Below are 20,560 nucleotides of genomic sequence, written 5' to 3' on the forward strand. Positions count from 1 at the left end.
GCTCCCGATTAGGCTGAGGACATGCCCCAGACTGTCGCCGCCCCTTTCCCGTGGGCCGACGTGTGGGGGCAGGATGCCGCGGTCGACACGCTGCGCAACGCCGCATCCGATCCTTCCGCGCTGTCGCACGCCTGGCTCATCACGGGGCCGCCGGGGTCGGGGCGTTCCACACTCGCGCACGCCTTCGCGGCCGCGCTCGTCGCTGATCACCCCGATGACGAGGCGGCGATGCGTCAGGTCCTCGCGGGAACGCATCCCGATGTGACGGCATTGCGCACCGACAAGGTCATCATCACGATCGCGGAGGCTCGTGCGCTCGTCGAGCGCTCCTACTTCGCGCCGTCGGCAGGCCGCTATCGCGTGATCGTGGTCGAAGACGCCGACCGCATGGTCGAGCGCACCTCGAACGTGCTGCTGAAGGCTCTCGAGGAGCCGCCGGAGAAGACCGTCTGGATACTCTGCGCCCCGAGCGAGGCCGACCTGCTGCCGACGATCCGTTCTCGCGTACGCTCGCTGCGACTGCGCGAGCCCGACGTCGCAGACGTGGCGCGTCTGATCACGCTCCGCACAGGGGTCGATGAGGGCATCGCCGAGCAGGCCGCCCGTCATGCACAACGGCACATCGGCATGGCCCAGCGCCTCGCCACCGATGAGGCCGCCCGCCGCCGCCGCGACGAGACGCTGCGGTCGGTGCTGGGGGTTCGCGGTGTCAGCGACGCCGTCGAGGTCGCCGGCCGCATCATCCAGGCGGCCACTGACGACGCCAAGGCCCTCACCGCCGAGCGCGACGCGGCCGAGCGTGCATCCCTGCTCCGCATGGTCGGCATCGCCGAGGGACAGGCCGTCCCGCCGGCCCTGCGCACGCAGATCTCCGCGCTGGAGGACGACCAGAAGAAGCGTGCGACCCGAAGCCTGCGTGACGGGATCGACAGAGTCCTCACCGATCTGCAGTCGCTCTTCCGTGACGTCGTCATGCTGCAGTTCGGCAGAGACGACGAGCTGATCAACCGCGAGCTTCGCGAAGATCTGGCCGCGCTGGCTGCCGCCTGGCCGGAGACCCGTACTCTTGTCGTACTCGACCACCTTGCCGACACACGCCAGTCGCTGGAGCGCAACGTCGCACCGCTGCTCGCCCTCGAGAGCTTGCTCGTGACTGTCACGAGCGGGAGGACACCGTGAACACTCGACCGACTTCCCGCATGCGACGTGCCGTCGCCGTGATCGCCGGCCTCGCCGCGGCCTCGGTCGCGCTCTCCGGCTGCCTGTACTCGATGATCCCCGAGCAGGCCGAGCCGAAGCCGTCCACCACGAACGCGCCGGACACCGAAGGCGTGGCAGAAGACCTGCTGCCGTTCTACGGGCAGACGCTCACCTGGAGCGAGTGCGGCACGGGGTTCGACTGCACCGATGTGACCGCTCCCCTCGACTGGGAGAACCCGGGCGAGGGTGAGATCACCCTCTCGGTCGTGCGACACCAGGCGACGGGAACAGCTCAGGGCTCACTGCTGACGAACCCCGGTGGTCCTGGCGCCAGCGGTGTCGAGCTCATCCGTGACAGCCTGGACTTCGCCGTCGGCGCCGATCTCATCGAGAACTACGACGTGATCGGATTCGACCCCCGCGGCGTCGGAGAGTCGACCGCAGTGACGTGCTTCGATGCTGCAGGCATGGACGACTACCTCTACACGATCCCCGAAGGAAAGCGGGGGAGTGCAGAGTGGGAGGCCGAGCTGCTCGAGGCGCACAAGGAGTTCGCCGATGCGTGTGAGGCGAACAGCGGCGGCATCCTGCCCTACATCACCACGATCAACGCCGCACGCGACATGGATCTGATCCGCGCTGTTCTCGGCGACAAGCAGCTGAACTACATCGGCTACTCGTATGGCACGTTCCTCGGCGCGACCTACGCCGACCTGTACCCCGAGAAGGCGGGACGGCTCGTGCTCGACGGCGCGATCGACCCGGCCGTCTCGGGGCTCGATGTCGGTGCGACCCAGGCCCTGGGATTCGAATCGGCCCTCCGCGCGTACATGCAGGACTGCCTCGACTCGGGCGAGTGCCCGTTCAACGGCACGGTCGATGAGGCCATGGCCGACCTCGGTGCGCTGCTCGGGAGCGTCGACGCGGCCCCGCTCGAGAACGGCGACGGACGCATGCTCGGCGCGGACGCGCTGATGACCGGCATCATCGCCGCCCTGTATTCGGCAGACAGCTGGCAGTACCTCACGCAGGCGCTCGACGAAGCTCTGCAGGGTGACCCGACGACGGCGTTCTTCCTCGCCGACTTCTACAACGGACGTGAGAACGGGACCTATCTCGACAACTCGAGCGAAGCATTCCGCGCCTACAACTGCATGGACTATCCGGTCGAGGACGACCCGGCGGCCGAGGCTGCGACCGAGAAGAAGATCGCAGACGGCGCGCCGACCATCGCTCCGTACTGGAGCGGTCCCGACTCGTGCTCGGTGTGGCCCTACCCGCCGACCGGCACCCGGGGCGAGATCAACGCCGAGGGTGCTGGCCCGATCCTCGTGGTCGGAACGACCAACGACCCGGCGACCCCGTACGAGTGGTCGGAGTCCCTCGCCGCGCAGCTCGACGAGGGCGTGCTGATCACCCGCGTGGGCGAAGGCCACACCGGATACAACAAGGGCAACACGTGCGTCGACGGCGCCGTCGAGGCGTTCCTGCTCGACGATGTCGTGCCCGAGAGCGACGTCCGCTGCGAGTGATTCCGGCTCGATTCGCGGTGCGGCTCCGGAACGGGTAATATCGATGATCGCGCCGCTTTAGCTCAGTCGGCAGAGCATTTCACTCGTAATGAAAAGGTCGTCAGTTCGATTCTGACAAGCGGCTCCAGCAGGCCCCGTGATGTGAACAACATCTCGGGGCCTTTTGGTTTCCTGCCTTGGGGTGACCGGTGAGGGCGGCGTACGCTCAGACCATGAGCAGAGCGCTTCTGATCGTCGATGTGCAGAACGACTTCACCGAGGGCGGTGCGTTGGCCGTCGATGGTGGGGATGCCGTGGCATCCGCTGTCTCAGCCTTCCTCTCCGCTCACGCGGCGGAGTACGACGTCATCGTCGCGTCTCGCGATTGGCACGACGCCGAGGGAGACAACGGCGGCCACTTCGGCGAGGCGCCGGACTTCGTCGACACCTGGCCCGTGCACTGCGTCGCAGGCACGCCTGGCGCCGACTATGACCCGCTGCTGGTGACCGATGCCGTCACCCATCATGTGCACAAGGGGCAGGGGCGCCCCGCGTACTCGATGTTCGAGGGTGCGACCGAATCCGGCGAGACCGTCGGCGCGATCCTCACCGGCGCGGGTGTCCTCGAGGCCGATGTCGTGGGCATCGCCACCGACCACTGCGTGCGCGCCTCTGCGCTCGACGCTGTGGCGCACGGAGTGCGGGTGCGGATCTTCACCGATCTGATCGCGGGTGTCGCGGCTGAGCCGAGTGCGGCGGCTCTCGCAGAACTCGCTCATGCGGGTGCCGAGCTCGTCGAGAGCGACGCGGGGTGATCCGCAGCGTCCTGCTGTTGCGAGCGGTGAACGTCTCGGGCCGCAATCGGGTGCCGATGGCTCAGCTGCGCGAGGTGCTCGCTCCGGTGCTGGGTGAGGTCTCGACCTACATCGCGAGCGGGAACATCGTGTGCGAGCATCCGGATGATCCGGCGTCGGCGTGCGCTCGGGTCCGGGCGCTGATCGCCGCCGAGTTCGACGTCGACACCCCGGTGATCCTGCGCACGCATGACGCCCTCGTGCACGCCCTGGCTGCGCACCCGTTCAGCGGGGCGTCCGAGAAGCTGCTGCACGCGATGTTCCTCGAGGCGCCGGCCGCGCCCGGGGCTGTCGAGGCGTTGCAGGAGCGACTCGTGCCGGGGGAGCGGATCGCACTCGTCGGCGACGATCTGTGGATCGACTACGCCGAGGGCGGTGTGCACAGTACGAGGCTCACCAAGACCGTCCTCGACCGCGCGCTCGGTGTCGCCGGCACGGCGCGCAACCTCCGTACCGTCCGAAAGCTCGCTGAGCTGACCGCATGACTGCTCAGGAGCCGTTCGTGCTGATCCTGCCCTTCACCGGGCTCTGGATCGTGCAGAACAGCCCGGCGTCACGCGTGCCCAGTCACGGCACCGAGCTGTTCGGCAGCTCGCACGCGATCGACTTCGTGCCGGTCGACTCGAACGGTCGCAGCGCACCTCGCAGTCTCGGGAGCATGTTCGGCACCGAGCCTGCCGACGCGTTCATCGGCTTCGGGCGTCCGATCCTCGCGCCGGTGTCGGGCGAGGTGGTGCGGGTGCATGATGGCGAGGACGACCACGTCGCCCGGCGCTCGATCGGGGCGCAGCTGGGGTATGCGCTGACCCAGAGATCGCGTGTCCGCGAGGGTGCACCGGGGATCGCCGGAAACCACGTCGTCATCCGTTGCGACGGCGCTCTCGTGCTGCTCGCCCATCTGAGGGCCGGGAGCGTGAGGCCGCGGCTCGGAGACCGGGTGTCGGTGGGCGAGGTGATCGGCGAATGCGGCAACTCCGGGAACAGCACCGAACCGCATCTGCATGTCCAGGTCTCGGACTCGGTCGAGCAGAACGGGCGAGGGATCCCACTCGCCTTCGTCGCCGAGGGCGAGCGGTTCTGGGTGCCGCGAAACGGCGCGATCGTCGCTGCCTGATCGTCGGCTCAGTCCGAGGTCTCGCGGCTGATCGCGGAGGGAGGCGTCAGCGGGTGCGCCTGCAGGTCGACGCGGTGCGTGCCGCAACCGGTGCAGCGGACGTACACGACGACGCCCTCGCTGGTCGGATGCCGCGAGTCCGCGACCCAGGCGTGCTCATGCGCGGTGGTGGTCTGGCGGGGGATCGGCAGGGTGTGCAACGTGGTCATGCATCCAGCGTGATGTAATGGCCTTATGCATCTCAACCCTTACGGCGAGTACGCGGTCCTCCTGGCCGCATCCCTCGCCGATGACTTCCCCGTCGATCGTGCGGGCATCGAGCAGCGCACCCTCGAGATGGGGATGACGATGACCTTCCCGCCTGCGCCCGACGACCACGAACGGGTCCGCGAGGTGGTCGACGACTGGTTGCAGATCGTCGATGCGCCGGACCCGGCTGTTCGTGCCGAGATCCTCAACGCGCAGATGGTGGAAGCTGCGGCATACCCGCGCCTGACGAACCACGACGGCGAAGGCTGGCACCTGCACTACCGTGACGACGTGCAGTCGCTGTCCTACGTGCTGCGGGCCGTCTTCGCCGTCGGTACGTCGCTGCACCTCGTCACCCGCGGCATGGATCGATTGGGCCGCTGCGAGGCCTCGCCTTGCACGAACGTGGTCGTCGACGTGACCCGAAACGGGCGACAGCGGTTCTGCTCGGTGCGCTGTGCGAACAGAGCGGCGGTCCGGCGTCACAGGGCGCGCGCTGGCGCCTGACACCGGACCGCCGGACCGCCGGATGCTCAGATCACGCGGTCTGCTCGGCGTGCCGCCCCTCGGCGACCTCCTCGATCAGCTTCGCGTTGAAAGCGGGGAGATCGTCTGGCGTGCGGCTCGAGACGAGTCCGGCGTCGACCACGACTTCCTCGTCGACCCAGGTGGCTCCCGCGTTGCGGAGATCGGTCGCGAGGCTCGGGTAGCTGGTCAGCGTGCGTCCGTCGACCACACCGGCCTCGATCAGGATCCACGCGCCGTGGCAGATGACGGCGACGGGCTTATGCTGCTCGAAGAACGAGCGGGCGAGGTCGATCGATGCCTTGTCGAGCCGCAGGTGGTCGGCGTTCACGACGCCGCCCGGAAGCACGAGAGCGTCGAACTCGTCGGCCTTGGCCGTCTCGGAGGTGAGGTCCACGTGCTGCACGTGACCGTTCTTTCCGGTGATCTGCTGTCCGTCCGGTGCGATGAGCGTGGCGCTCGCGCCCTCGCTCTGCACCGCTTCCCACGGACTGGTCAGCTCGCTGTCCTCGAATCCGTCTGTCGCCAGGAATGCCACTCGGCTGTCGGTGAGAGTCGCCATGATGCGTCCTTTCGTGGGGTGAGTGTCCCGAATGGGGACGCCTCGACTCTCTCGCAGGGTGCTGACGCAGTGAAGGGGGTGGCCGGATCAGGCCGGCGGTGATAAACGGTGGGCCCCGTGGGGCTCGAACCCACGACCCGCGGATTAAAAGTCCGATGCTCTGCCAACTGAGCTAGAGGCCCGCCCCTCCAGTCTAGGGCGCAAAGAAGGAGCCGCTGACGACGTGTCGTCAACGGCTCCTTCTCCATCTCACCGACCTCCCCCGAGAGGTGAGACGGCTCACCGAGTGTCCGCCTCGGTGTTTCCCTGCCTTACTCGGCCGGGGGCATCAGGACCGTGTCGATGAGGTACACGGTCGCGTTGGCGGTCTGAACTCCACCGCAGATGACGGTGGCGTCGTTGACCATCAGGTCGTCGCCGCTGCCGGTGACCTCGAGGTCAGCACCCTGGACCGTGGTGTGCATGCCGGCGATCTCGTCGGGCGCCACCTGGCCGGGGACCACGTGGTACGTCAGGATCGAGCTCAGCGTGGCGCTGTCGGTCTTGAGAGCCTCGATGGTGGCCGGGTCGATCTTCGCGAAAGCGTCATCGACCGGTGCGAAGACGGTGAACTCGTCGCCGTTCAGCGTGTCGACGAGGTTGACATCCGGGTTCAGCTGGCCGCTGACTGCTGCGACGAGCGTGGTGAGCAGGGGGTTGTTGGATGCCGCGGTGGCGACCGGGTCAAGAGCCATGCCCTCGACCGATCCTGCGCCGTCCGGAACAGCCTCTGCGTATGCGGCGCAGCCGGAGCCGACCAGGTTCGCGGCCGGGTCCATCGTCTCGGTCTCGGGAGCCATCGTCTCGGACGACTCGGGAGCCGTCGACTCTGCCGGCTCTTCGGTGGTGCCGCCCATGGAACATGCGGAGAGCAGGAATGCGCTCGCAAGGCCGAGGGTGATCGCTGCGGTGACCTTCTTCTTGGTGCTGAACATCTCAAGCTCCTTCAGAACAATGCCACGGCCTCTCCGTGGCGTTGACAGTCGTTCGGAGCCCCCTCGGGATCGGATGGGAGAAACCTCAAACTTTTTTCGACTTCTCGGAATCCAATCCGTTTCGGGGGTCTGCGGCGAACAGCTTTCGACGAAGAACACTTAAGAGGACTCGTTTACGTCACTTTCGGGTGGCGGCTGCACGGGAAAGCGGGGTGAATGCGGCATGCTGTTAGAGATGGTCATCGACGGAATGGACGTACCCGAAGACGGTACGGCTCGGGATGCTGTCGCTGACCTGCTCCTGCGCATCGGCGACGGTGACCAGCGCGCATTCGCGGAGCTCTACGACACTCTGTCTTCCCGCGTCTTCGGCCTCATCCTCAGGGTCCTCGTGAACCGCTCGCAGAGCGAAGAGGTCCTTCAGGAAGTCTTCTTGGAGATCTGGCAATCCGCTACGAAGTTCGCTCCGAACAAGGGACAGGGAAGAACCTGGGTGATGACGATCGCGCACCGTCGTGCGGTCGACCGGGTTCGGGCGTCCCAGTCCAGCGCGGACCGAGACGTACGAGCCGGGTTCAGGGACATCGGAGTCGCGCACGACAGTGTCGCGGAGACGGTGGAGCTGGGCATCGAGAGCGAGAAGGTCGTTCACGCACTCTCGGGCCTTCCTGAGGTGCAGCGCGAGGCTCTCGTTCTGGCCTACTACGGCGGTTACAGTCAGAACGAAGTGGCAGTGCTCGTCGGAGCGCCGCTGGGGACGATCAAGACACGGATGCGAGATGGGCTCTCGCGTCTGCGAACGGCTATGGGGGTGACGGCATGAACGAGAAGGAATTCGCAGAGCTCGCGGCAGGAGCAGCGCTCGACGCGCTGTCGCCCGATGACCAGCAGCGGTATCACGCCGCGCTCGCAGCGCACCCGGAATGGCAGCACATCGTGGAGGCAGACGCCGACAGCGCAGGCTTCCTCGCCGACGGTGTGACGCAGTCGGTCCCGTCGCCCGACATTCGTGCCGCGCTTCTCGCACGCATCGCCGTCACCCCGCAGAACGGCGATGTCGTCCTCGCGGACTCGACGCCCGATGGTCCGCATGAAGAGGCATCGGATGCCGCATCCGAGGCCGGACCTTCGCAGTCCCCACCGGGAGACGAAGCCCCGAAGGCTCCGGCGCACCGCCTCCGCTTCCTCTTCGCGCTCGCCGCATGCCTCGCACTGCTCGTAGGCGTGGGGGCCGGCGCTGTCGCGATCAACACGTACATCAACCGTCCGGCGAGTGTCGTCGCACTCGAGGACATCCAGTCGGCCGGTGATGCGCAGCAGGCCAGCGTGTCGCTCGAGAGCGGCGGCACTGCGACCGCGCACTGGTCGGCGTCGCTCGGCAAGTCCGTGCTCGTGACCGACGGCATCCCGTCGCTCGCCGAGGGCGAGACATACGAGCTCTGGTATGTCCGGGGCGATACTCCCATCTCGGCAGGTGTGTTCGCGGCCGACGGCGGCGAAGCCACGGCGGTGCTCGCCGGCGAGATGCACGCGGGTGACGTGATCGCGGTCACGGTGGAGCAGGACGGAGGCTCGCCCTCGGGCCTGCCGACATCCGACCCCGTCGTCGTGATCCCGACGGCCTGACCTCGCGTATCGCGCGTACCCTGGACTGATGCCTGAGCAGTTCTCCCGTCCGGTGCGCCGGCCCACCAGTGCCTTCGACAACATCGTGGGCAGTCACGATCCCGCCGAAGAGACGCGCGTCGCGCATGCGACCGCATCCGCTCTGCTGACCCGCGTGCGCGCCGATGAGAGCGGTGTGAGCGCCGACCGACTGGTCGCCTTCACCGACGAGCACGGCATCGATGAGATCGCCGAGCTCTGGTCTAAGGCTCCAGCTCGCACCCTGCCGGGCGCGCTGTGGCGGCTGTACATCCTGCAGCTGGCCATCCATGACGATCCTCACACCGCAGCCCTGCTCTACGAGCGGGGCAGGGTGGAGCTCGCATCCGTCGATGTCGTGATCGCCGGGGCGCCGGTGCCGGCGAACCCCGACGAGCTCGTCGCCCTGATCGACACGATCCTGCGTGGCGCGTTTCGCGGTGACTTCGCGGTGGCCCTCGATCGGGCCGCGGCGTTCTGCCGGGTCCAGGCTTCCGGTGCCACCCACATGGCGGACGACTACGAAGCGACCGAACCGTCGCGCGCAAGTGAGCTCACGACCCGCGCTCTGCGTCTGAGCAGCTATGCGCGAGACCTGTCGGCTTCTGCCGTGCTGTGGCGCTCGGGAGCGCTGGCCTGAATCGACGCTGGGGCGTGGTCAGAGTCTGCGTGCGGGCATGAAAAGACCGGGCCGCAAAAACGCCTCTCGGCGGAAGGCCGCTCGCGGCGGCAAATTTTGGAGCCCGGGGTTATGCGGCCCGGCCACTCCAGTGTAACAAGATCACGCTGAAGCTATTCCCGGGGCTCTAGGCTCGGATCATGACACGGTGCTTTGCTCTGATGATCGATCCTGCGGCGGCTGACGTCGACCGCTCCGACTTCGCAGACACGTTCACCCTCGTCGATGCCGCGGCGCCGGCACTGAGCGTGGGGGAGCTGAGCACACAGCGCGGCGACGGAGTGTTCGAGTCGATCGGCGTGATCGACGGTCATGCGCAGGAGGTCGTACCGCACCTCGAGAGGCTCGCGCACTCGGCGCAGCTGTGCGACCTGCCGCTCCCCAACCAGGCGCAGTGGCATCAGGCCATCGAGCGTGCCGCCGCCCACTGCGAGCAGGGCGAGTACGTCATCAAACTCATCCTCAGTCGCGGGGTCGAGCACGGACCCACACCGACCGCCTGGGTCACGGCCGCGCCGGCATCCGACTTCTCGGCGGTGCGCGAGCACGGAGTCCGCGTGGTCACCCTCGACCGCGGGTACGACCTCGACGTGGCCGAGAAGGCGCCATGGTTGCTGCTCGGGGCCAAGACCCTCTCGTATGCGGTGAACATGGCTGCGCTTCGTGAGGCGCACCGACGCGGAGCCGACGACGCGATCTTCCTGTCGCGGGACGGCTTCGTGCTCGAGGCGCCGACCGCGTCACTGATCCTGCGCTTCGGCGATCGTTTCGTGACACCGGCGCCGAACGGCGGCATCCTGCACGGCACGACGCAGCTGAGCGTCTACGAGCACCTCACCGGGCGAGGGCTGCTCGCGGAGTACGCCCAGGTGCCGGCATCCGACCTGACGCATGCCGATGCCGCTTGGCTCGTCTCGAGCGTCCGCCTCGCCGCGCCGATCACGGCCGTCGACGGCGTCGAGCTGCCCGTCGACCGCGCGCTCACGGCCGAGCTCAACGACTACCTCCTCTCACCCCGCGACTGAGGCCGCCAGGCCGCTCGGCCGCCCGGGTTGCTCGCTCGCTGCGAGCACAACTTCGGAACTCTCTGCAGAACCGCCGCGCCAGGTCGTCGAGACCGGCGCGTCGTCGACCCGCATCCGAAGTTGTGCCCGGAGATGAGTCGATGATCCGACACGGATCAGGGCTTGAGTGCCAGCATCCCGACGATCGCGCGCTCCACCAGATCCCAGTCATGCACGACCATCGCGTAGTCGAACCTCAGCGTGGCGTGTCCCCAGGCGGCAGCCGTGGCGTCGCGGGTCCGCAGCGGAGGATCTGCAGCAGGATCTGCGGTACCGAGGGGAGGGCGAACGTTCCCGAGGAGGCGCCTGAATCCCAATGACGGATGCAGGTGCACCCACGGCTGATGCCAGTGTGATGGTGTCTTTCGGGGCGAAGCCAGACATGCAGAGTCGGGTCGTCGAGAACCCAGATCCCGAGGTGTCGCGCGGCACTCGAACAGCCCAGAGACCCTCCGTGCTCAGCGGCCTCGACGGCGCTCGCGCAGGCGGTGTCGGCGGCGTAGACCCCGCGTCGGAGTCGTCGCAGGCGCCCGCATCGCACGCGAGCCTCGAGAGCCCGTCGCGAGCTTGTCGCCCGAAGCTCTCTCCACGTCCAGATCTCGATCGACGATGAGCCGCACATCTGACGAGCATCTGCGATCCAGGCACCCGTTCCTGACCACGATGCCGGGACCTGTGGATGCACCGCGTATCCGCACTATTCTGCAGGATGAGTGCCGCAGTTCCGGCCCCGGGCACAACTGCGGACCGGAACGACGAAACGCCGGGCGACGAGAAGGTCGCACGGCGTTTCGAACCTGCATCTCCGAAGCTGTGCCCGCGAAGAGCGCAGGCTCCGGTGAGAAGGAGAAGGAAGAACCGGATGCTTATCCGAAGCGTCCCGAGACGTAGTCCTCGGTAGCCTGCACCGACGGGGTGGTGAACATCGTGCGGGTGTCGTCGTACTCGATGAGCTTGCCGGGCTTGCCGGTGCCGGCGATGTTGAAGAACGCGGTCCGGTCGGACACGCGGCTCGCCTGCTGCATGTTGTGCGTCACGATGACGACGGTGTACTCGGACTTGATCTCGGCGATGAGCTCCTCGATCGCGAAGGTCGAGATCGGGTCGAGGGCCGAGCAGGGCTCGTCCATCAGGATCACGTCGGGGGAGACGGCGATGGCACGCGCGATGCACAGACGCTGCTGCTGGCCGCCCGAGAGGCCGGAGCCGGGGCGGTCGAGACGGTCCTTGACCTCGTTCCACAGGTTCGCGCCACGCAGCGACTTCTCGACGAGGCCATCCTGATCGCTCTTCGACATGCGCGTGTTGTTGAGCTTGACGCCCGCGAGCACGTTCTCCTTGATCGACATCGTGGGGAACGGGTTCGGACGCTGGAAGACCATGCCGACCTGACGGCGCACCAGCACGGGGTCGACGCCGGCGCCGTAGAGGTTCTTGCCGTCGATCAGCACCTCACCCTCGACGCGGGCGCCGGGGATGACCTCGTGCATGCGGTTGAGGGTGCGCAGGAACGTGGACTTGCCGCAGCCGGACGGGCCGATGAACGCCGTGACGGTGTTGGGCTTGATCTCGATGCTGACGCCTTCGACGGCGAGGAAGTCGCTGTAGTAGACGTTGAGGTCGTTGACTTCGATGCTCTTGGACACGTGTGATCCTTCTTCTTCTTCAGTCGGGAAAGACGGCTCAGCGGCCGTTGATCTTGGGGGCGAACACCTTGGCGATGATCCTGGCCAGCAGGTTCAGCACCATCACGATGACGATCAGGGTGAGGGCCGCGGCCCAGGCGCGGTCGAGGTAGGCCTCGACGGGGATGCCCGGGTACTTGGCCTGCATGTACGAGAACACGGGTAGCGTCGCCATCTGCCCGCTGAACATGTTCAGGTTCATGCCCTGCACGATGCCGACGGTGAGCAGCAGCGGAGCGGTCTCGCCGATCACGCGGGAGATGGCGAGCATGATGCTGGTCAGGATTCCGGCGATGGCCGTCGGCAGGACGACCTTGATGATCGTCAGCCACTTCGGGACACCGAGCGCGTAGGCGGCCTCGCGGAGCTCGTTCGGAACGATGCGCAGGAGCTCTTCAGAGCCGCGGACGACGACCGGGATCATCAGCACCGAGAGCGCCAGCGAGCCCATGATCCCCATTCGGGTGCCTGGTCCGACGATGAGCGCGAACACGGAGTAGATGAAGAGACCGGCGACGATCGACGGGATGCCGGTCATGACGTCGACGAGGAACGTGATGCCCCGCGCGAGCTTGCGACCCTCGCCGTACTCGACGAGGTAGATCGAGGTCATCAGGCCGATCGGCACCGAGATGATCGTCGCGCCGAGCGTGATCAGAAGCGTGCCGTAGATGGCATGGATCGCGCCGCCGCCCTCGCCCACGATGTTGCGCATCGAGAAGCTGAAGAACTCTCCGTCGAAGCGCATGAGGCCGTTGACGACCACGGTGTAGAGCAGCGAGATGAGGGGCAGGAGCGCGACCACGAAGGCGCCGGATACCAGAGCGGTCATGAGGCGGTCGATCGCGTGGCGGCGACTCTCGACCACCGACGAGATGACCATGATGAGCGCCATGTAGAACACGAGGCCGACGACGAGCGTGAGCGCGATGTTGAAGTCGGCCGGGTCGCCGCCCGCATTGACGAAGGCGAAGATCGTCCCCGACAGCACGAATGCGACGAGCAGGAGAGCCCACGGAGCCCACTTGGGCAGGTGGCCTGCAGAGGTGGTGTGCACCGGAGCGACGACGGAGGAGGGAGACGGCGAGGGGGTGAGGGTAGCGGTCATGTCAGTTGGCTCCCGAGAACTCGGCACGGCGCGAGACGATCCAGCGGGCCACGAAGTTGACCGCGAAGGTGACGATGAAGAGGATCAGACCCGCCGCGATGAGCGTGTTGACACCCTCGTCGTGGGCCTCGGGGAACCGCAGCGCGATGATCGCCGGGATCGTCGTGGGGTTCTCCGGGTTGATCAGGTTGAACGTGACGATGCCGAGGGGCGAGAGCACGAGTGTCACGGCCATGGTCTCGCCGAGCGCACGGCCCAGGCCGAGCATGGCCCCAGACACCATTCCGCTGCGTGCGAAGGGGAGCACGGCCATCCGGACCATCTCCCAACGGGTCGCGCCGAGCGCGAGTGCCGCCTCTTCGTGGAGCTTCGGCGTCTGGAGGAAGACCTCGCGGCAGATCGCGGTCATGATCGGCAGGATCATCACCGCGAGCACGAGGGATGCCGTGAGGATCGTCTTTCCGGTGCCGGAGGGGGTGCCGCTGAAGAGCGGGATCCAGCCGAGGTTCGTGTTCAGCCATTTGTAGAACGGCACGAGCATCGGCGCGAAGGTGAGCGCACCCCACAGACCGAAGACGACCGAGGGCACGGCCGCCAGCAGGTCGATGATGTAGCCGAGGAAGCCGGCGAGACGACGCGGCGCGTAGTGCGAGATGAAGAGTGCGATGCCGATCGCGATCGGAGCGGCGATCACGAGAGCGATGAAGCTCGACCACAGAGTTCCGAAGACGAAGGGCCACACCCACGACAGGAACGACTGTCCCTCGAGGATGTGGTTGTTGGAGGTGTCGGACGACAGAGCGGGGATCGCCTGCACGATGAGGAAGACCGCCACCGCGGCGAGGGTGACGAGGATGATGATTCCCGCCGCCAGCGCGGTGCCGGAGAAGATGAGGTCACCCCGTCGGCGGGGGGCGGTTCGCGTCCCGGGGGAACGGGTGGTATCGGGACCCGTTGAGGTTGTGGTCATCGGAGCGACTCCAGGCTCTGAGGGACTTTCGGGGTTTTCATGCGGGTGCCCCCGCGGTGTCGGTCGAGTCCTACGACCGACACCACGGGGGCGTCGGGACCGGAGCTCAGCGGTGTGCTGAGCGTTCGGTCACTCCGTGACGATCGCGTCGATCGCCGTGTTGATCTGGTCGCGCAGGGCGTCTGAGATCGGCGCGCTGCCTGCGGCCTCTGCGGCGGCGTCCTGGCCCTCGGCCGATGCGACGTACTGGAAGTACGCCTTCACCAGGCCGGCGGTCTCGGCGTCGTCGTACTCGACGCAGCCGATGAGGTACGACACGAGCGCGATCGGGTACGAGCCGGCGGGTGCTGCGGCCGGGTCTACGGCGTATGCGAGGTCGTGGTCGGAGCGGCCCTCTTCGAGCGGCGATGCCTCGACGAGCGCTGCGGCGGCCTCGGCGGAGTACGCGACGTACTCGCCCTCGACCTCGACGGCGACCTGGCCCAGGTCACCGGTGCGCGAAGCGTCCGCGAAGCCGATGTAGCCCACACCGTTGGTGATCGCGTCGACGACGCCCGAGGTGCCGTCGCCGGCCTCGCCCGTCTGGAGCGGCCACTCGTCGCTGGCCTCGTAGGTCCAGACGTCCGGAGCGACGGCGCTGAGGTACTTGGTGAAGGTCTCCTGCGTGCCAGACGCGTCTGCGCGGTGCACGGGGACGATCGCCTGGTCGGGCAGCTCGACGCCCTCGTTCTGCGACGCGATGGCTGCGTCGTTCCAGTTGGTGATGGCGCCCGAGAAGATCTTGGCGATGGTCTCGCCGTCGAGGTTCAGCTCGTCGATGCCCTCGAGGTTGAAGGCGACGGCGACCGGCGAGATGTAGACGGGGATCTCGACGATGTCGTCGGAGGCGCAGGAGCCGAAGCCACCCGCGGCGAGCTCGTCAGCGTCGAATGCGCGGTCGGAGCCGATGAAGTTCGACGAGCCAGCGATGAAGTTCTCGCGGCCGGTGCCCGAACCCGTCGCGGTGTAGTTCACCGTGGTGTCGGGGTTGGCGGTCTGGAATGCGGCGACCCAGGACTGCTGGGCGGCCTCCTGCGAGGAGGCTCCGGTGGCCTCGATGGTGCCGGTGAGGGTGGATTCGCTCGGTGCGTCGGTGGTTCCGCCGGTTCCGCCTTCGTTCGCGGCACAGCCGGCGAGGGCGAGAGCGGCCACGGCGCCGACGGCGCCGATACGTGCGATTCGGGAGATCTTCACTGTGGATCCTTCGATCTTTGATGTGGTGGGGCCCGGTGCAGGGCACACAGTGACGCTATGTGCGGCGGTTAACGAGACTCTCCCGCGCAGGTGAACGGGAGGTGAACGGCACGCGTCTCTCTGGGGCATGCAAAAGGCCGCATCCGTTGCCGGATACGGCCTGCGCTGCCGTTCGCAGCGCGCTAGACCTTCGGGATGTGGGTCTCGATCGCGATGATCCCCGACCCCGGATTGGATGCTGAGAGGTGCACGACAGAGAAGGCGGCCGGTTCGAGGTCGGCCGCGCTGCTGACGTACGAGCCGCGCACGGTTCCGGTGGCCAGGGCGATCTCAGTCAGGATTCCCGGGAGCACGGGGCCATGGCTGCACAGAACGGCCGGCTTGCCTGAGCGCACGCGACGACCGACGACCGAGCGCAGATCGTCTTCGCCGTCCTCCCATGCGTCCTGGCTGATCTTCGGCGTGATGACGGTCTTCCGATCCAGGGCCTTCGCGAGCGGCGTCACGGTCTGCATGCAGCGCACGGCATCACTCGTGATGATCTTGCGCACACCGAACGCCCGCAGCGGGCCGACGATCGACTTCGCCTGCTGCATGCCGCGATCGGTGAGTGGTCGTTCGGCATCCGGGCCGTCCCAGTCGCCGCGCGAGAGCGCCTTCGCGTGCCGCAGCGCGATGATCGGGAACGTGCGCAGCACGCCGTCATCGACGAGCTGAGCGAAGAAGTCGAGGATCTCGAGGTCGACCGGGTAGCTCAGTCGGGCGCGCGCCTTCTTGACGCTGACCCATTCGAGGGCGGCGATCTCGCGATTCGGCACGAACGTCGAAGCCCGGATCGCGTCGGACGTGGCCTCGGCGGCCCAGTAGTGCACGACCTTCTGCTTGCTGGAGGGCAGATGGTAGCGGCTCACTCCGACGGGGACTCCGAGGGAGACGCGGATGCCGGTCTCTTCGTGCACCTCCCGCACCGCCGTCTCGGCGAGCATCTCACCGGGGTCGACCTTGCCCTTGGGAAGCGTGACGTCGCGGTACTTGGTGCGATGGATCAGAAGGATCCGCAGCTTGCCGTCGATGAGTCGCCAGACGACGGCGCCGGCCGCATACACGGCCTTGTCCGTCCACTTCGACCGTGTGCCGTGGGTACGCGAATCGTCGCTCATCGAACCGCCCGTGCGCGACGACGTCGCTGGACCAACCCCATGGTCTTGTCCTGCAGGTCGATGAGGGGCTTGCCCGCGGCATCCGTGGCGTGTCGAGTCCAGACGCCGTCCGTCCCGAGGTGCCACGAGGTGGTGCCAGGGTCCATGGCCAGGTCGAAGAAGTCGAGCAGGTCCTTCATGTGCCCGGGGTCGGTGACGCGCACCAGCGCCTCGACCCGGCGGTCGAGGTTGCGATGCATCATGTCGGCGCTGCCGATGTACACCTGGGCATCGCCGTCGTTGTGGAACGCGAAGATGCGCGAGTGCTCGAGGTATCTGCCCAGGATGCTGCGCACGGTGATGTTGTCGCTGATTCCGTCGAGATCGGTGCGCAGGCTGCAGATTCCGCGCACCCACACGTCGACCTTCACACCGGCGGCGCTGGCGCGGTACAGCGCGTCGATGACCTCTTCGTCGACCATCGAGTTCACCTTGATGCGGATGCCGGCAGGCTTGCCGTTCTCGGCATTGCGGCGCTCGTTGTCGATCTGGCGCACGAGCCCCTTGCGCAGGTGAAGCGGCGCGACGAGAAGGCGCTTGAACTTCTTCTCGATCGCATAGCCGCTGAGCTCGTTGAACAGACGGGTGAGGTCCTTGCCGACCTGGGCATCGGTGGTGAACAGCCCGAAGTCCTCGTAGATGCGGCTGGTCTTGGGGTTGTAGTTTCCTGTGCCGATGTGCGAGTAGTGGCGGAGCACCCCGTCCTCCTCACGGATGACGAGCGCGAGCTTGCAGTGGGTCTTGAGCCCGACGAGGCCGTAGACGACGTGGACGCCCGCCTTCTCGAGCTTGCGCGCCCAGACGATGTTGTTGGCCTCGTCGAAGCGGGCCTTGACCTCGACCAGCGCCAGCACCTGCTTGCCCGATTCGGCGGCGTTGATCAGCGCCTCGACGATCGGGCTGTCGCCCGAGGTGCGGTAGAGCGTCTGCTTGATCGCGAGCACGTGCGGGTCGCGTGCCGCCTGCTCGAGGAACGAGACGACGCTGGTGGTGAACGACTCGTACGGGTGGTGCACGAGCACGTCCGACTTGCGGATCGCCTTGAAGATGTCGGCGCGCGTGTTGCTTCCGGTCGGCTGGAAGGCGACGGCCGTGGTCGGAAGATGCGGCGGGTAGCGCAGATCCGGGCGATCGATGCGCGACAGGTCGAAGAGACCTCTGAGGTCGAGCGGCCCGGGGAGGCGGTAGATCTCCTGGTCGGTGATCTCGAGCTCGCGCACGAGGAGGTCCATCGTGACCTCGTCCATGTCGTCGGTGATCTCGAGGCGGATCGGCGGACCGAAGCGGCGGCGAAGCAGCTCGGCCTCGAGCGCCTGGATGAGGTTCTCGCTCTCGTCCTCCTCGATCTCCACGTCCTCGTTGCGGGTGAGGCGGAAGGCGTGGTGGTCGAGGACCTCCATGCCGGGGAAGAGGTCGCCGAGGTGGTTGGCGATGAGCTCTTCGAGCGTGAGGAAGCGCTTGATCTCACCGGAGCCCGGAACCTCGACGAAGCGGGGCAGCATGGGCGGCACCTTGAGACGCGCGAACTCCTGACGCCCGGTACGGGCGTTGCGGATGCGGATGGCGAGGTTCAGCGACAGCCCCGAGATGTACGGGAAAGGATGCGCGGGGTCGACCGCGAGCGGCATCAGCACGGGGAACACCTGTGCCCCGAAGTAATCGGAGAGCTTGGAGCGCTCTTCTTCGGTGAGCTCCGACCACTGGGTGATCTCGATGCCGGACTCGGCCAGCGCCGGACGCACGAGCGACTTCCATGCGTCGGCGTGACGCAGCTGCAGCGCGTGGGCTTCGCGGGCGATGTCGGCGAGCGCGTCGGCGGGGGAGCGGCCGATGTTGGTGGGCACCGCCAGGCCTGTCAGGATGCGGCGCTTGAGTCCGGCGACGCGCACCATGAAGAACTCGTCGAGGTTGCTGGCGAAGATGGCGAGGAAGTTCGCGCGCTCGAGTTCAGGGAGCGACGGATCCTCCGCGAGTTCGAGCACGCGCTGGTTGAAAGCGAGCCAGCTCAGCTCGCGGTCGTGGTAGCGGTGGTCGGGCAGAAGGGCGTCGGGAGACTCGATGGCATCGAAGTCGTCATCTTCAGCGTCACCGAGACCTGCGTCGGCGAGTGCGGGATCGATCATGGGGTACATCTAAGCACCGTGAGATGACGCGTGCGTGAACTGACGTCGCGTGCGTCACCGCGATGCGGCGACTGTCTCGTCTTCGTAGACGTTGAATCGGTACCCGACATTGCGGACCGTGCCGATGATCTGCTCCTGGTCGCCCAGCTTCGCCCGCAGGCGCCGCACATGCACGTCGACGGTTCTGGTGCCGCCGAAGTAGTCATAACCCCACACCTCGCTGAGCAGCTGCTCGCGGGTGAACACCCGTGAAGGGTGGGTGGCCAGGAAATGCAGCAGCTGGAACTCTTTGTACGTGAGGTCCAGTGGGCGTCCTCTGAGCTTCGCCGAATACGACTGCTCGTCGATCGTGACGCCGGAGGCCTGCACGCGCGTCGGCTCTGCGACCTCGTCTCGGCGGGCGAGGGCGAGCCGCACGCGTGCGTCGGTCTCGGCCGGGCCTGCGGTCGAGAGAAGCACGTCGTCGATGCCCCAGTCTCCGGACAGCGCGCTCATTCCTCCCTCCGTGACGACGAGCAGCAGCGGCGCGTCCTGGCCGGTGGCTCGCAGCAGACGGCAGAGAGACTTCGCCCCGACGAGGTCGAGACGCCCGTCGACGATCACGATGTCGTATTCGGGGGCGCTCACGAGTTGGGCGGGCTCGGCCGGGATCTGGCGCACTCGATGGCTGAGGAGCTCGAGTGCGGGCAGGACCTGCTCCGAGACCGGAGCATTGGTCAACACCAGGACCTGGGCCACACGCACTCCTTCCGGACGGCGGGGTACGCCGTGCCGCAATGATACCGGGCGCCGATGGGTCACAATGGAGTCATGACGGATCCAGCGCTCGCACCGCGTAACGCTTTCGTCGGCGTGCTCATCGTATGGGGGGTCGCCGTCGTGGCCTCGATCGGCGTGGGCATCTTCGTCGCGGAGGAGTGGCGAGTGCCGTGGCTGCTCGTGGTCTTCGGCGCGATCGTGCTCCTCTCCTTCGCCGTGCAGCTGCAGTACGGGCGCACGCAGGGCTTCATCTTCCGTGTGGGCTCCAGCACCATCGGCGCGCTGATGCTGATGGGCGTGATCTCGGTCGGCTTCGGTCTCGCCGCTCTCGTCACCTGATCCGCGAACGAGACACTCGGCCTGCTGGAGGGTAAAGTGGACGCCATGGACCTCATGGCGCTCGAACTCTTCTTCATCGGCCTCCTGGGCCTGGCGAGCCTCGCGATCGCCTTCGTCTCGGTCGTCGTGCTGCGGAATCTCTTCCGCGGCCAGCGCTGAGCATCGTGCTCGAGCTGCCCACGGATCTCCCCGCCGACCTCGCGCCGCTCTCGTGGCTCGTCGGCGTCTGGGAGGGAACCGGCGTCATCGACTATCCGGTCGGCGATGACCGTCTGCAGGGCGAGTTCACCCATCGCGTGAGCTTCAGCCATGACGGCGGTCCCTTCCTGAACTACTCTGCGACGGCGATCTTCGCGGGCGAAGATGGAGCGGTCTCGATCCCGCTCGTCGCTGAGACCGGTTTCTGGCGTCTCTCCCGGCCGGCCTCCGACGCCGACCCGGGTCCCGCGTTGCTGCCGCCGCGTGCCGAGCCGGTCGTGCGGACCGTCGACGACGTCGAGACCCTCCGCGCTGCGTCAGGCGGCTTCCCGATCGAGGTCTCGATCGCCCATGCCGACGGGACGCTCGAGCTCTACCTCGGCGAGATCAACGGTCCGCGCATCGACATCGCCTCCGACGCCATCGTGCGCGGAGCCGGGGCCAAGGAGTACGGCGCGGCCACGCGGATGTACGGCCTGGTCGACAACCACCTTCTCTGGGCCTGGGACATCGCGGCCCTGGGCACACAAATGCGGTCGCACGCCTCCGCCCGACTCGCGAAGGTCTGAC

Annotated in this window: 22 protein-coding genes and 2 tRNA genes; 13 read left to right on the forward strand and 11 right to left on the reverse strand. The window is 67.1% G+C overall.

Annotation, left to right across the window (positions count from 1 at the left end):
* The first annotated feature begins 21 nt into the window (after positions 1–21).
* The 6 genes from RQG82_RS13605 (at position 22) to RQG82_RS13630 (ending at position 4,679) form a co-directional block, all read left to right on the forward strand.
* On the forward strand, positions 22–1,179 hold the full coding sequence (locus RQG82_RS13605) for a DNA polymerase III subunit delta' (RefSeq protein WP_311259593.1): 1,158 nt from the start codon (positions 22–24) through the stop codon (positions 1,177–1,179).
* Between the two features lie 20 nt (positions 1,180–1,199).
* Positions 1,200–2,732, forward strand: a complete 1,533-nt coding sequence (locus tag RQG82_RS13610; protein ID WP_311259594.1) for an alpha/beta hydrolase — start codon at positions 1,200–1,202, stop codon at positions 2,730–2,732.
* A 51-nt stretch (positions 2,733–2,783) separates the two neighbouring features.
* Positions 2,784–2,859: transfer RNA gene (locus RQG82_RS13615), tRNA-Thr, on the forward strand.
* Positions 2,860–2,944: 85 nt separating this feature from the next.
* On the forward strand, positions 2,945–3,526 hold the full coding sequence (locus tag RQG82_RS13620) for an isochorismatase family protein (RefSeq protein WP_311259595.1): 582 nt from the start codon (positions 2,945–2,947) through the stop codon (positions 3,524–3,526).
* On the forward strand, positions 3,523–4,050 hold the full coding sequence (locus RQG82_RS13625) for a DUF1697 domain-containing protein (RefSeq protein ID WP_311259596.1): 528 nt from the start codon (positions 3,523–3,525) through the stop codon (positions 4,048–4,050). Before RQG82_RS13620 ends, RQG82_RS13625 begins: the two co-directional genes overlap by 4 nt.
* Positions 4,047–4,679: a M23 family metallopeptidase gene (locus RQG82_RS13630; protein ID WP_311259597.1), complete on the forward strand. Its 633-nt coding sequence runs from the start codon at positions 4,047–4,049 to the stop codon at positions 4,677–4,679. The genes RQG82_RS13625 and RQG82_RS13630 overlap by 4 nt, the downstream gene beginning before the upstream one ends.
* A gap of 8 nt (positions 4,680–4,687) precedes the next feature.
* On the opposite strand, the gene RQG82_RS13635 is transcribed toward RQG82_RS13630, so the two are convergent.
* The gene (locus tag RQG82_RS13635; protein ID WP_311259598.1) at positions 4,688–4,888 is read right to left on the reverse strand and encodes a hypothetical protein; all 201 of its coding nucleotides are present in this window, start codon (positions 4,886–4,888) and stop codon (positions 4,688–4,690) included.
* A gap of 25 nt (positions 4,889–4,913) precedes the next feature.
* Between RQG82_RS13635 and RQG82_RS13640 the strand changes: the two genes are divergently transcribed.
* Positions 4,914–5,435, forward strand: a complete 522-nt coding sequence (locus tag RQG82_RS13640; protein ID WP_311259599.1) for a CGNR zinc finger domain-containing protein — start codon at positions 4,914–4,916, stop codon at positions 5,433–5,435.
* Between the two features lie 31 nt (positions 5,436–5,466).
* On the opposite strand, the gene RQG82_RS13645 is transcribed toward RQG82_RS13640, so the two are convergent.
* The 3 genes from RQG82_RS13645 to RQG82_RS13655 all read right to left on the reverse strand — a co-directional run bounded on the left by RQG82_RS13645 (position 5,467) and on the right by RQG82_RS13655 (position 6,989).
* Positions 5,467–6,015 carry a type 1 glutamine amidotransferase domain-containing protein gene (locus RQG82_RS13645; RefSeq protein WP_311259600.1) on the reverse strand — a complete coding sequence of 183 codons (549 nt, stop codon included), beginning with the start codon at positions 6,013–6,015 and terminating at the stop codon, positions 5,467–5,469.
* A gap of 109 nt (positions 6,016–6,124) precedes the next feature.
* Positions 6,125–6,197, reverse strand: a tRNA-Lys gene (locus tag RQG82_RS13650).
* A 129-nt stretch (positions 6,198–6,326) separates the two neighbouring features.
* Entirely contained in the window at positions 6,327–6,989 is a 663-nt protein-coding gene (locus RQG82_RS13655) for a fasciclin domain-containing protein (protein ID WP_311259601.1), read from the reverse strand.
* Between the two features lie 223 nt (positions 6,990–7,212).
* Here RQG82_RS13655 and sigK point away from each other — a divergent pair, with 223 nt between their 5' ends.
* The 4 genes from sigK (at position 7,213) to RQG82_RS13675 (ending at position 10,337) form a co-directional block, all read left to right on the forward strand.
* Positions 7,213–7,812, forward strand: coding sequence for an ECF RNA polymerase sigma factor SigK (sigK, locus tag RQG82_RS13660; protein WP_311259602.1), 600 nt, complete (start codon positions 7,213–7,215; stop codon positions 7,810–7,812).
* Positions 7,809–8,615, forward strand: a complete 807-nt coding sequence (locus RQG82_RS13665) for an anti-sigma factor (protein WP_311259603.1) — start codon at positions 7,809–7,811, stop codon at positions 8,613–8,615. The genes sigK and RQG82_RS13665 overlap by 4 nt, the downstream gene beginning before the upstream one ends.
* Before the next feature lie 28 nt (positions 8,616–8,643).
* Complete coding sequence (locus RQG82_RS13670) at positions 8,644–9,273, forward strand: DNA-directed RNA polymerase subunit beta (protein WP_311259604.1); 630 nt, start codon at positions 8,644–8,646, stop codon at positions 9,271–9,273.
* 179 nt (positions 9,274–9,452) lie between these two features.
* Positions 9,453–10,337, forward strand: coding sequence for an aminodeoxychorismate lyase (locus tag RQG82_RS13675; protein ID WP_311259605.1), 885 nt, complete (start codon positions 9,453–9,455; stop codon positions 10,335–10,337).
* A gap of 905 nt (positions 10,338–11,242) precedes the next feature.
* Here RQG82_RS13675 and pstB read toward each other — a convergent pair.
* The 7 genes from pstB to RQG82_RS13710 all read right to left on the reverse strand — a co-directional run bounded on the left by pstB (position 11,243) and on the right by RQG82_RS13710 (position 19,432).
* Entirely contained in the window at positions 11,243–12,022 is a 780-nt protein-coding gene (gene pstB, locus RQG82_RS13680; RefSeq protein ID WP_311259606.1) for a phosphate ABC transporter ATP-binding protein PstB, read from the reverse strand.
* 37 nt (positions 12,023–12,059) lie between these two features.
* The gene (gene pstA / locus RQG82_RS13685; RefSeq protein ID WP_311259608.1) at positions 12,060–13,169 is read right to left on the reverse strand and encodes a phosphate ABC transporter permease PstA; all 1,110 of its coding nucleotides are present in this window, start codon (positions 13,167–13,169) and stop codon (positions 12,060–12,062) included.
* 1 nt (position 13,170) lies between these two features.
* Complete coding sequence (pstC, locus tag RQG82_RS13690) at positions 13,171–14,139, reverse strand: phosphate ABC transporter permease subunit PstC (RefSeq protein ID WP_311259609.1); 969 nt, start codon at positions 14,137–14,139, stop codon at positions 13,171–13,173.
* Between the two features lie 129 nt (positions 14,140–14,268).
* The gene (gene pstS, locus RQG82_RS13695; RefSeq protein ID WP_311259610.1) at positions 14,269–15,372 is read right to left on the reverse strand and encodes a phosphate ABC transporter substrate-binding protein PstS; all 1,104 of its coding nucleotides are present in this window, start codon (positions 15,370–15,372) and stop codon (positions 14,269–14,271) included.
* A 182-nt stretch (positions 15,373–15,554) separates the two neighbouring features.
* Positions 15,555–16,532, reverse strand: coding sequence for an NUDIX domain-containing protein (locus RQG82_RS13700; protein WP_311259611.1), 978 nt, complete (start codon positions 16,530–16,532; stop codon positions 15,555–15,557).
* Complete coding sequence (locus RQG82_RS13705) at positions 16,529–18,694, reverse strand: RNA degradosome polyphosphate kinase (protein ID WP_311259612.1); 2,166 nt, start codon at positions 18,692–18,694, stop codon at positions 16,529–16,531. Before RQG82_RS13705 ends, RQG82_RS13700 begins: the two co-directional genes overlap by 4 nt.
* Before the next feature lie 54 nt (positions 18,695–18,748).
* Complete coding sequence (locus tag RQG82_RS13710; protein ID WP_311259613.1) at positions 18,749–19,432, reverse strand: response regulator transcription factor; 684 nt, start codon at positions 19,430–19,432, stop codon at positions 18,749–18,751.
* Positions 19,433–19,504: 72 nt separating this feature from the next.
* On the opposite strand from RQG82_RS13710, the gene RQG82_RS13715 reads away from it, so the two are divergent.
* The gene (locus RQG82_RS13715; protein WP_311259614.1) at positions 19,505–19,792 is read left to right on the forward strand and encodes a hypothetical protein; all 288 of its coding nucleotides are present in this window, start codon (positions 19,505–19,507) and stop codon (positions 19,790–19,792) included.
* Between the two features lie 164 nt (positions 19,793–19,956).
* Positions 19,957–20,559: an FABP family protein gene (locus RQG82_RS13720; protein ID WP_311259615.1), complete on the forward strand. Its 603-nt coding sequence runs from the start codon at positions 19,957–19,959 to the stop codon at positions 20,557–20,559.
* Position 20,560: the final 1 nt, after the last annotated feature.

Origin of the sequence: Microbacterium sp. WCS2018Hpa-9 (assembly GCF_031843745.1) — a bacterium.
Taxonomy (GTDB): Bacteria; Actinomycetota; Actinomycetes; order Actinomycetales; family Microbacteriaceae; genus Microbacterium.